General features: G+C 66.2%; 9 protein-coding genes, 2 pseudogenes and 1 other annotated feature. Of the genes and pseudogenes, 2 read left to right on the top strand and 9 right to left on the bottom strand.

Annotation, left to right across the window (positions count from 1 at the left end):
- Window positions 1-30: 30 nt before the first annotated feature.
- From RZ1_RS30305 to RZ1_RS28545, 9 genes and pseudogenes are all read right to left on the bottom strand, one after another.
- Entirely contained in the window at window positions 31-273 is a 243-nt protein-coding gene (locus RZ1_RS30305; protein ID WP_139282053.1) for a YciI family protein, read from the bottom strand.
- Between the two features lie 88 nt (window positions 274-361).
- Window positions 362-1,132 carry an IS21-like element helper ATPase IstB gene (gene istB, locus RZ1_RS28575; protein ID WP_072816227.1) on the bottom strand — a complete coding sequence of 257 codons (771 nt, stop codon included), beginning with the start codon at window positions 1,130-1,132 and terminating at the stop codon, window positions 362-364.
- Entirely contained in the window at window positions 1,129-1,794 is a 666-nt protein-coding gene (locus tag RZ1_RS31925) for a Mu transposase domain-containing protein (protein ID WP_372481626.1), read from the bottom strand. Before RZ1_RS31925 ends, istB begins: the two co-directional genes overlap by 4 nt.
- Before the next feature lie 6 nt (window positions 1,795-1,800).
- Window positions 1,801-2,478 (bottom strand): annotated as a pseudogene (locus RZ1_RS31920) (transposase); the annotation flags it as partial.
- Window positions 2,479-2,497: 19 nt separating this feature from the next.
- Window positions 2,498-3,067, bottom strand: coding sequence for an IS5 family transposase (locus RZ1_RS28565; protein WP_072816225.1), 570 nt, complete (start codon window positions 3,065-3,067; stop codon window positions 2,498-2,500).
- A 44-nt stretch (window positions 3,068-3,111) separates the two neighbouring features.
- Window positions 3,112-3,306: pseudogene (locus tag RZ1_RS31565) on the bottom strand (transposase); the annotation flags it as partial.
- Between the two features lie 85 nt (window positions 3,307-3,391).
- Window positions 3,392-4,668 (bottom strand): IS3 family transposase gene (locus tag RZ1_RS28555; protein WP_139282052.1). Its coding sequence is split into 2 segments (ribosomal slippage): window positions 3,392-4,389 and window positions 4,389-4,668, totalling 1,278 coding nucleotides; the frame shifts between segments, so codons are not numbered across the junction.
- Window positions 4,262-4,393, bottom strand: a sequence feature (AL1L pseudoknot). (Overlaps the previous gene by 132 nt.)
- 320 nt (window positions 4,669-4,988) lie before the next feature.
- Window positions 4,989-5,162 carry a hypothetical protein gene (locus tag RZ1_RS30775; protein WP_169918170.1) on the bottom strand — a complete coding sequence of 58 codons (174 nt, stop codon included), beginning with the start codon at window positions 5,160-5,162 and terminating at the stop codon, window positions 4,989-4,991.
- Window positions 5,131-5,487, bottom strand: a complete 357-nt coding sequence (locus tag RZ1_RS28545) for a hypothetical protein (protein ID WP_072816220.1) — start codon at window positions 5,485-5,487, stop codon at window positions 5,131-5,133. Before RZ1_RS28545 ends, RZ1_RS30775 begins: the two co-directional genes overlap by 32 nt.
- Window positions 5,488-6,052: 565 nt before the next feature.
- On the opposite strand from RZ1_RS28545, the gene RZ1_RS28540 reads away from it, so the two are divergent.
- Together RZ1_RS28540 and RZ1_RS28535 are read left to right on the top strand one after the other, a co-directional pair.
- Complete coding sequence (locus RZ1_RS28540; protein ID WP_072816218.1) at window positions 6,053-7,030, top strand: NYN domain-containing protein; 978 nt, start codon at window positions 6,053-6,055, stop codon at window positions 7,028-7,030.
- Window positions 7,031-7,207: 177 nt separating this feature from the next.
- Window positions 7,208-10,051, top strand: coding sequence for a putative dsRNA-binding protein (locus RZ1_RS28535; RefSeq protein ID WP_072816216.1), 2,844 nt, complete (start codon window positions 7,208-7,210; stop codon window positions 10,049-10,051).
- Window positions 10,052-10,421: the final 370 nt, after the last annotated feature.

The raw sequence follows: 10,421 nt of genomic DNA, 5'->3' as shown, positions 1-10,421 counted from the left end.
ACATAGAGGTGCCAGCACGCGCGGACTTTGTCAGTCCTCGGACTCAGGGTCGGGGCCGAACGCGACGAGCACCTCACGGATGACGGTCTCCGCAGACTTTTCTGACTGTGTGGACTCCGCGTTCAGCACTCCGAAGATCGGATCCCACTCCGCGACGGTGAGTCCAGATGCCTGGCCGTGTTCCATGTAGGGGTCTGTCGCGATTATGGAATCCAGTTCCGCTCGATCAGCCGTGTTAAACAGTAGTGCGGCAGTGCGGGTGTCAAGGGACATGAGGGCGTCCCTGTGGGCGGACAGGTGGTGTCCCTGTGCGCGGACAGCTGATCTCCCTGTCGGCGGTCAGCTGATCTCCCGCACCGGGTCAGGTCAACGGCATCACCCCGCGTCCGGCGGTGGCGTCCTGCAGCCGCAGTGAGGTGCCCTCGGTGATCACGACATGCGCGTGGTGCAGCAACCGGTCGACCGCGGCGGTTGCGAGGGTTTTCGGCATGATCGTGTCGAACCCGGACGGGTGAAGGTTGCTGGTCACCACCACACTGCGACGCTCGTAGGCGGCGTCGACGAGCCGATAGAACGCTTCGGCGGCGGCCTGACCGGACGGCAGCATGCCGATGTCGTCGACGACGATCAACTCGGCGCGGGTGATCTTGGTGATGGTCTTGGTGATCGACCCGTCCACCGCCGCCCGCCCGATCGCCGCGGTCAACGATTCGAGACTGAACCACGACACCCGCATCCCCGCGTCGATCACCGCATGCGCGAGCGCCTCGACGAAATGCGTCTTGCCGGTCCCCGACGGCCCACTGACCGCCAGGTTCTCGGCGCGCTGCACCCATTCCAACGTAGCCAGGGCCTGCTGGGTCGGAGCCGGAATCGACGAATCCTGTTCCCGCCATGAAGAAAACGTCTTCCCGGCGGGAAGCCCCGCGGTTTTGCGGCGCATCGCCTTCGTCGCCTCGTCCCGACCACGGACCTCCTCGTCGAGAAGGACCTTGAGGACCTCGGTCGGATCCCACCGCTGCGCTTTCGCGGTCGCCAGCACCTGCGGCGCGGCAGCCCGGAGATACGGCAGGCGCATCCGCTTGAGGACGGCAACCAGATCGTCGGGCAACGGTGGCGCAGTAGGGTTCATGACCCGACTCCGGTTCCGGCGGCACCGAACCCGGCCCAGGCCGCGGTGCCGGGCTGAACCGAATGCGCCTCGTCGGCGACGACGCGCCCGGACTCGGCTGCGGTGTCGGTGTGGTGCGCGACGATCGCCGGCAGATCACCGTCGGAGAATCGGCCGGCCTCGGCCGCCACCGCCAACGCTGCATCGACGGTGGCGGCGCCGACGAACACCGCCAACTCCACCGCGGCGGTCATCTTCGCCCGGATCCGCACCGTCCCGGCCGCCGACGCCGCGATCAACCAGGTGTGCGCGCCGGGCCCGAGATCGAGGAACCGGGCCTCGGCCGCGGAGCGGGCCTTCGGGACCGGCGGCTTCGGGGCACCATCCGGGTCCTGCGGATGGCTCGGGTAGTGCGCCGGGTCGATCCGCGGATTCCCCGGCGTCGAAAGCAGATGCCGGGCAACCTCACTCAAACCCCGCTTGTTCTCGGCCCAGTCCGGGGCCTGTGGCAGCGCGTCGAGATCGGCAACGACCACCAGGTCGGTGCCGGCAGCGCGCACCCACACTTCGGTGCCGACCAACCCGGGCGGGGTCGAGTAGCGCACCGACCCGAACCGGATCGTCTGATCGGTGCCGACACTGCGGGTGGTGCCCAGCGCCAGGGTGTGCGGGGCCGACGGCAGCGTGTGCAGGCGGGCGCGTTCCTCGGCCAGCGCCTCGTCCGGGATGCGGGCGCTCTCGCGGTGCCGACGCGCATTGACCGTGGCGCAGAACCGCTCGCAGGCCGCCTCGAGCTCGGCGAACGAAACATAGTCCGGCAGCAGATTCGCATCCGTGGGCACCAGATCCGCTTTGGCGATCTTGACGGTTGCTTCGCTGCCGCCCTTCGATTCCGGGTCGAACGGGACGCAGGTGTGCACGGCCATGCCGTAGTGGCGGGCGGTCTCGACGATCTGCGGATGCCGCACCGGTATCCCGGCGACATGATCGATGCTCACGGTGCGGGGGTTGTCGGTCAACGCGTAGGTCGGTACCCCACCGAAGCGACGCACCGTGGCATCGAGGCACGCGATCAACGTCGGCAAACTCTGGTCCCACACCGGAATCACCACCCGGTAGCGTGACCACGCCAGCCAGGCGCAGAACAACAGCGTCGAGCGCATGATCCCGCCCGGGCCAGGAACTTTCGGGCCTGCGCCCCAATCGAACTGCATCCACAAGCCCGGTTCGGTGATCCACGGTCGGTAGGTGCGGCGGTGCCCGGCCCGCCACGCTGCTTTCGTATCCGCCACAGCGCGTCGGGTGGTGCGTTCGGTGCCGTCGAAGCCGACGGCGACGAGGCGTTCGTGGACGATGTCGGCGCGGACCTTGCCTTTACTGACGGTTTCAGAATGATCTCCGCAGTCGCCTCAAACAGATGATGCTGCACGCGAGTTCGAGCAGCCCCTGATGCAAGTCCGCTCGTACCTCGGAACGTGTTCGCAGACGCTTGAACTGGTGCAACCAAGCGAAGGTCCGCTCGACGACCCAGCGGACCTTGCCGAGCCCGGAGCCATGCGCGGCGCCTCGGCGGGCAATCATCGGGGTGATCCCCTTTTCGCGAAGCAGGTTTCGGTACTTGTCGTAGTCGTAGCCTCGGTCGGCGAACAACCGGCGGGGCCGATTCCGCGGCCGGCCCCGCCGGCCTCGAATACGGGGGATCGCCTCGACGAGCGGCATCAGTTGAGTGACGTCGTGGCGGTTTCCGCCGGTCAGCGACACCGCAAGAGGGGTTCCGTGCCGGTCGACGATCACATGGTGCTTGCTGCCGGTGCGGCCGCGATCGACCGGTGAGGGTCCCGTGTGATCCCCCCTTTGAGGGCCCGCACGTGCGAGCCGTCGACGGCGACGTCGTCCATCTCGAGCAACCCGGCGGCTCGCAGCTCCGCGAGCAGCATCTCGTGCAGCCGCGGCCACACCCCGGCCTCGGTCCACTCCCGCAACCTGCGCCAGCAGGTCACTCCGCTGCACCCGATCGTCTCTGCCGGCACATCACGCCAGGCCACGTTGGTGCGCAGAACGAACATGATGCCGGCCAGGGCGACCCGGTCGTCGACCGGCTTGCGCCCCGGAAACCGGAACCGGCGGGCAGATCTGGGCGGAAGCAGCGGAGCTACACGCTCCCACAGATCGTCAGGAACAAGATCAACAGACACTCTCGACACGGTGCCCGAAACCGTCCCGGAACGCCATCTACCACGCCGAACTCATTCTGAAACGGTCAGTTAGTGCACACTGCGGCTACGTGTGTGCGGCCGATTGGTCGGCACCGAGAGCAGCGTAGTACGCAGCCTCGAACTCGAGAGGCGGGACCCGACCCAGACGGTGCATCAGCCGGCTGGTGTTGAACCAGCGCACCCACGCCGAAGTGGCTTCCTCGACGTCGGCGATGGTCCGGACCGGGCCCTTGCGGAACGGGGAATCCGCCGCGATGCATTCCGCTTTGTACAGGCCGATCGTGGTCTCCGCCAGCGCATTGTCGTAGGCATCGCCCACCGATCCGATCGACGGTCGCAACCCCTGCAGAAGCAGCGTTTCCCCGAACCGGATCGCCGTGTACTGAGAACCTGCATCCGAGTGATGAATAGTGTTTCCCTGCAACGGGTTACCCTGAATCGAGCGTAGTGAGCATGCTTGATTGACGGCCCGCTGTACGAACGTGGTCTCCTTCGATGCCGAGACCTCCCAGCCGACAATCGTGCCGGCGAACGCATCGATCACGAACGCCGTGTACGCGAAGCACGGCACCATCTTCACGTAGGTGAAGTCGGCAACGTACAACGCGTCGGGTCTGTCCACGCGGAAGTCCCGGTCGACCAGGTCCGGTGGCCGCGGCGCGGTCGGATCAGGGACGGTCGTGCGGATCTTCTTCGCTCTGGTGGCGCCCTTCCAGCCGTGGGCAGCCATCAGGCGCTCGACGGTACAACGCGCCACCGCAATGCCTTGTCGTTGCAGGTGGGCCCACATCTTCAGTGACCCGTAGAGGGACTCGGGTTTGCGGCGGCCGTGCTCGTCACGCTCGTCGTAGTAGGAGGCGAGCACAGCCGTGATCGTGGTGTCCCACAGCGCCCGCTTCGACAGTGGTCGGGTCCGCCAGGCGTAGAAGGTTCTCGGGGCGATCTTGCAGCCGTGCGCGGTGAGCACCCGGCAGATCGGTGCGACCCCGAACGTATCGCGGTGTTCCGCGATGAACCGGCAGATCACCTCCGTGGCGGGTCGCACTCCCGCGCGAAGAAAGACGTTGCAGCCTTGAGGATTTCAACAGTCTTCTCGAGTTCCGCGTTCTTTCGACGCAACCTGCGAAGCTCGAGTTCGGTCTCCGACAATTCGGCGGGTCCGGTTCCGCTCGTCGCGGTGGCTTCGGCCCGTCGAATCCAGGTTCGCACTGTTTCGGGCTTGAGGGACATCCGTTCGGCGATCGTGCGGATCGCTTCGTATTCGGAGGCGTAGTCGTCCCGGTGATCGAGGACGAGGCGGATCGCCTTCTCGCGAACCTCGTCGGGGTACTTCTTCGGCATGAGGCTTACCTTCCCAAGAATGAAGGTGTGCATCAAACCCGGGACGGTTCATAGTGCGCATTGCGAACGGTTTTGTAGTCCGTTCGGATGAATCTACGTCCACCGGATGAGACGTAGGAGCCTGTACGCGGCTGTTGAGGCCCTGGCGATCCGCATCTGCACCATCGATGACACCCCGGACGGGCACCACCGGGCGCTGCGGACCCTCCGGCGAGAACGGCCCTGAGTCGATTTAGTACCGCACCGTCGGTGTAGATCGGGTGTGAGAGGTGACCGGCGCCGACGGGCGGCTGATCACCTCTACGGGGCGAGACGGATTCTCAGCTGGCGAGGGCCTCGGGGTCGGCCTGATTTTTCTCGCTGCTCGTTTTCCTCGCGGCGATCGCCTTGACGCGCGCCGAGGAGGTGCGGCCGAGTTTCTTATCGATGGCGAGCTTGCCTCGGGCCGCGTTGATCTGTGCGTCAGTGGCCTTCGGGGCTGTGGTGGTCGGCATCGTCATCCTCCGCGTCGTTGTTGCCAGTATTCCCCAGAGCGAGGACCTCATCAAGCACGGTATCGGCCGCGAGAAGCTCGTCCCGGCCGGCAAGAGAGCTGGTGATCATCGCACGGACGAGCTGGACACCGACATTGGAGCGGTGTGGATTGTCGAGGTCGAGGGCGAGTTCGGTTGCGTATTGGAACCGACGCCACCATTCTTCCCGCCGGGCCTGCTGTTCGCGTTGCTCGGTAGCGCGGGTATTGGCTCGCCACACCAGAAAGGCGCTGGTGCCAGCTGCGATCAGAGTCAGGACGCTGAGAATGATCTGAATGAGCGGCACCGCGCCAGTATCGCACCGGGAACCTATCGACCCATCGCTGAGTACCACGGGCAGCGTCGGTCGACGGAACTCCCTCGCGGATCCCCGCATCTTCGACCCCGGGAAGGCCCCTGAGTCAGATCCTTTCAAAGACACGAGTAACGACATATGCCCCAGAAGGGATGAAGGGATCATGACTCAGACCATGGCTTCGGGTTGGTAGCCGGATGACCACATCGCCGCGACGGCGATGATCGACCGGCTCGTCCACCACGCCGATGTACTCCCTTTCAGGGCAGCGGTTATCGGCTGGGCAACACCGAAATCGGCACACGCCCGAATCCGCGCGGACAACATTTCCGGTGCCGACACAATCTCGACGAGGGGCGACAGTCGATAGTCTGCGCACCGCTCCGGTCGTGTTCCTGTCACCGACAGCGATTCCGGTCGGTCCCTACCGAGGTCGCCGAGTGGGCATGCATAGCAGCCGATCCTGAGGCGAATCGAAACCCGACCAGACCAGCAACGCAGACAATTCCGACCTATCGGTACCGAATCTGTCGTTTCTGCATGCCATAGTGAGCGCATGCGGTCGACCTGCTCGCTCTACATCGATGTCGGATACCTGCTTGCCTCGGCCGCGACTCGCGTGACCGGCACGTCACTGCGCAGCGGGATTCATGTCGACTACTCCGGGTTGGTCAGCGCGTTGGTGGAGACCGCGCAGGACCGGTCGGGTCTGCCGGTGTTGCGGGTGTACTGGTACGACTCGGCTCGCCACGGCATCCCCGATGTGCAGCAAGAACGCATCGGTGAGCTGTCCAAGGTCAAGCTTCGTCTTGGCCGGTTCGGCGTCAACGGTGAGCAGAAGGGTGTGGACCTGCGCATCGGTTTGGATTTGGTGGCCCACGCTCGCAACGGAACCTCGGATGTGTTCTTCCTCGTCTCGGGCGACGATGACCTGACCGAAGCCGTCGAGGAGGCTCAGGTTCATGGAGTGCAAGTCGTGTTGCTCGCCGTCCCGACCGCTACGGGCACGTCGCACGGGGTCAGCCGCCACCTGATCCGCGCTGCCGACGAGCTCGACATCATCGACGGCGGCGTCATCGATGCCGCAGTACTCAAGGTCGACCGTCAACCGGTGCCCGCCCCGCTTCCTACGTCCCCGGCGCCCCTCGGGGTCCCGGCGACCCGGCCGGCCGGCCGAACACCTCTGGACGTGGCAGCGCGGGCACGTGCCTCGTCGACCCCACGCCCGAGCAGCGTGCTCGCCTACAGCAGCACCACAGGGTCCCCGGCTCAGGTGCTGCCGGGCTACGACCACGACGAAGCCAAGGACGACCCCGCGATCGACGAGGTGGTGACGCGGGTACTGACATCGTTCCGGGAAAGCGCCACCGCAGACGAGAAGCTCGAACTCGCCCGGGCCAGACCCTCGATCCCACGGGAGATCGATCGGGCCCTGCTGCTCGACGCATCCGTCGCGATGCAGCACTACGACCTGGACGAGAACAGCCGGTACCGGTTGCGGGCGCGCTTCTGGGAAAAATACGACGAGGGCTGAGAGCTACGCGTAGTCAGCTACCCGGATGCTCCGCGTCCGATCGGACGGTCGAGATGCACGACGTCGCTGCCGGGTATCACGCGCTCAGTTACGATCCTCAGCCCCGGCAAGCGCGCTGTGGAACCGCTGGAGTTTTTGTCGCGTTTGTCGGAGCCGCCGGTTAACGTGAATCGCATTATGACTGCGTACAGTTTCGGCAATCGCTGGGTCGGAGTGGTGGCGCTGGGTACCCCACCGCCACCGGAGCCGTTGCACAAGATGGCGCTGCGCCTTCGCACGAAGCTGTTGTCGCGCACCGTGCGGCTCGACAAAACCCTCGCCGTTCCCGTCGATACGATCCTGCAGTCTCTGGCACGCCTACGGGTTCGGATGACGGTCTCCGGCCAGGATGCGCGTTCGAAAGAATGCCTCGACCTGGAACGCAAGTTCCGCGCCGGACGCACCCCAGCACTGCGACCCTGGCTGAAAAGCGCACTGCTCGAGGTGCATGCACCGCCCCAATCGACGCCGCCGCCGGCGGCGAAGACACCGGTTCCAGCCGGGCCCCGGGCCGCGGCACCGTCTGTGCCGACAGAACCCCTCACCGCGACAGGGTGGGCGCAGTCCTACCCCCAGGCACCCTTCTCCCCGTGGGTACCGCCGACACCACCCCGGCTGCTGCACGAGCTGCAGAAGATGGACCTGGTCTTGGACGAGAACGCGCTGCTGTGGGTGCGGTGGGCGTGCCTGCACAGCAGCTACCTCTACGAATCGGTGCCCGACAGCCCAGTCAGCGCGCCGGTGCTGGATCTGCTCGGCACGCTCGGTCGAGGTTGGATGCGCCTGGCGATGCTCGACCGAGTTCGTGCCCAGCGCGGTGACTTGACCACGAATGCGGAAGTCAGCGGCGCCTTGGCCTCCGACCGTCATGCCCGGACCCTTCTCGGTGCCTGGGTTGGTGACATCGACGCGGCCTTCTACGGCACGGGTGAAGCGGCCCTGATCGCGGCCGGCAGCAGAAGTTCTGCTCCCGAGTCGGTCGCGATGCAGATCCTCGGGGCGCTGTCGTTGGTCACCGCGTCCCAGGCACCGGCAGATGCGCTCCTCGAGCGGGTGTCATTCACTGCTCCGGCGCCGGAGCCGGATTGGGCAACGGTGCTGAGTTCGGCGCTGAAACGGGAACCGGAGATCGTGCGCTCCTCCTCGGGACCGGATCACGACAAGATCTTCACCGTGACGGTGACCGCCGACGGGCTCTCGGCATCGGCGACCGGTAGGTCGGTCAAGGCGGCCCGCAAGGCCGCGGCCCGCTCGTATGTTCTGCAGTACCTGCCCCACGCGGCGCCAGCCGAAACACCAGGTCGTCCGCAGAATCCCCCAGCGCCGCGGCCGTATCGAGGTCACTTCCCCCAGCATGTGCGTGCAGTCCGGTGGGCGCAACAGGCCTTCGAGGTCGCCGACCCCGCGTGGATGAGCCAGGCGCTGACCCATCGGTCCTGGACCTACGAGAACCAGGCGGTGGTGGCCGAAGCGAACCAGCGGGACTACGGGGCGCTGGCCACCGAAGGCTCCGAAGTGCTCACCACCCTGGTTCGCCATCACTATGCGCTACAGACCCTGAGCGCCTCGTCCCGGCTCGCGACGACCGTGGCCACCCATCCTGCGGTGTCGCGCGAGGTTGTGCTGGCTCTGTTCGAGGCGATGCCGGTCGAAGCCGGGGTGCTCCGTTCGAAGGGAATGCCGCAGCTCAGTCCCGAGGTCAAAGAGGATGCCACGCAGGCCATTGCCGGTGCCGCGTGGCGCGCGAACGGCGACCTGCTCATGGAGCGTCAACCATTGACGGTGGCGAACTGGCTCCGAGCCTTCGAGCCGCCTGTCGATTCGTCGACACAGTTGCAGGAGTACTGTGCTCGGCTCAAAGTCGACTACAACGTCGACTACGAACGCCGTGGACCCGACCATCAATTGCAGATGCGCGCGACGATCACCTTCGAGGTGGACGGCAGGCCGCGCTGCCGCGGCCCGTGGCGGGCCGGGAAGACCCCGGCAAAACAGGCCGCCGCCGCGACAGCCCTGAACTGGGTGTTCGGCCACGACGAGGTCGATGAGCCGCCGACCGGGGATCGCCTGGCCCTGTTGCGCGCTTTATTTCTCGCCGAGCTGCGCACTATCGACCCCGAACGGCGCGTCCACACCGGTACTGACATTGTGGCGGGCACCCTCGGTGTCGATCTGCTTGCTGCCGCCGATTACGACGGGTATCTCCGTTGGGCTCGTGCGCGAGCACAGTTGGTCCCCGGCTCGGGGACCGCGATCGCGGCTCGCCTCGAAGCGTTCTACGACGCGGTGTTGACCCAGCATCGCCGGGCTGCGGTGCGGCAGTGGAGTGTCCAGAACACACCCTTCCACGGTGCGGAGGCACTGCCGCCGAGGCTCGACGAGCACGTACGCACCTGGCGCGCCGGACCGGGCGCCGGGCGACTGGCGCTGCTCGAAGACCTGCTGTCCATGCTGCGTCGCACCGACCCGACGGTGGCCACCCTCGACTACGTGCAGCGACAGGCACAGACCGTCGCGGACGCCGCCGGGGTCCCGCTCCACGCCGAACGCAGCAGGGACGACCTCGGGCAGTCCGTGACCCTGAACCTACCCGGCGCCCGATGGTCGGACGCGTTCGAACCGGTCGTCGAGATTGTCGACAGCATCATCGGCGGGGCGATATGGGCCCGAGAAGACGAGGTCGTCTCCGTCACGATCCCGACCGCACCGATCGTCGCCGATCCGATCTCACGTGCCGGCGTCCATGCGGTGCAGCAAGTGTGGAACGACCCGTGGCTCGATCGGGTGCGCGACGCCCTCACCGACGTCCTACTACTCGTCGAATACCTTCCCGAACCCGACGACGAACCGTCATCCGAGCAGCTCGAGGAACTGGCCCGCGCCGAACACGCCCTGATGCTGTGTCTCCGCACCGACGGCGACCACGACGATGTCACGAACAGTCCGGACATCGAGCCGACATCTGCTGAGCCAACGGAGTAGGCCCGGACGGTCATCCGGTGCCGGGGCCAGCCGCCTGCCTCCAGGCGGGCGACGGCTCGTGGGGTACGGATTGAACGATCGCCTCAGCTGGCGCCTACGAGGATGTGACGCTCCGGGTGCGAGGCCGCCAATGCGGGGACAGGAGTGACTGGGTCTCGGCACCTACCGGGATACCGGTGTGACAGCAACCGGACGGACCGTGCCGTTGCGGCGATACTCCGGGGTACGCATTCTCATGATCATCACCACTCGGTTCTGTACAGGCAGGAGTGCTCATGGGGTGTTCACCGGATCAGCTCACGCCGGCCCCATTCGATCTCCTGGAGTGGCTAGCGAAGGGCTGTCCGGACGGGGTCTACGAAGGCACCTT

It is taken from the genome of Rhodococcus zopfii NBRC 100606 = JCM 9919 (assembly GCF_001895025.1).
GTDB classification, from domain to species: Bacteria; Actinomycetota; Actinomycetes; order Mycobacteriales; family Mycobacteriaceae; genus Rhodococcus; species Rhodococcus zopfii.
The sequence above is the reverse complement of the archived record's forward strand: the minus strand, read 5'-3'. Positions and strand labels throughout refer to the sequence as shown.

Coding starts and splice junctions, on each gene's coding strand:
- RZ1_RS30305 (WP_139282053.1), bottom strand. CDS start 273: ATGTCCCTTGACACCCGCACTGCCGCACTACTGTTTAACACGGCTGAT.
- istB (WP_072816227.1), bottom strand. CDS start 1,132: ATGAACCCTACTGCGCCACCGTTGCCCGACGATCTGGTTGCCGTCCTC.
- RZ1_RS30775 (WP_169918170.1), bottom strand. CDS start 5,162: ATGCCGACCACCACAGCCCCGAAGGCCACTGACGCACAGATCAACGCG.
- RZ1_RS28540 (WP_072816218.1), top strand. CDS start 6,053: ATGCGGTCGACCTGCTCGCTCTACATCGATGTCGGATACCTGCTTGCC.
- RZ1_RS28535 (WP_072816216.1), top strand. CDS start 7,208: ATGACTGCGTACAGTTTCGGCAATCGCTGGGTCGGAGTGGTGGCGCTG.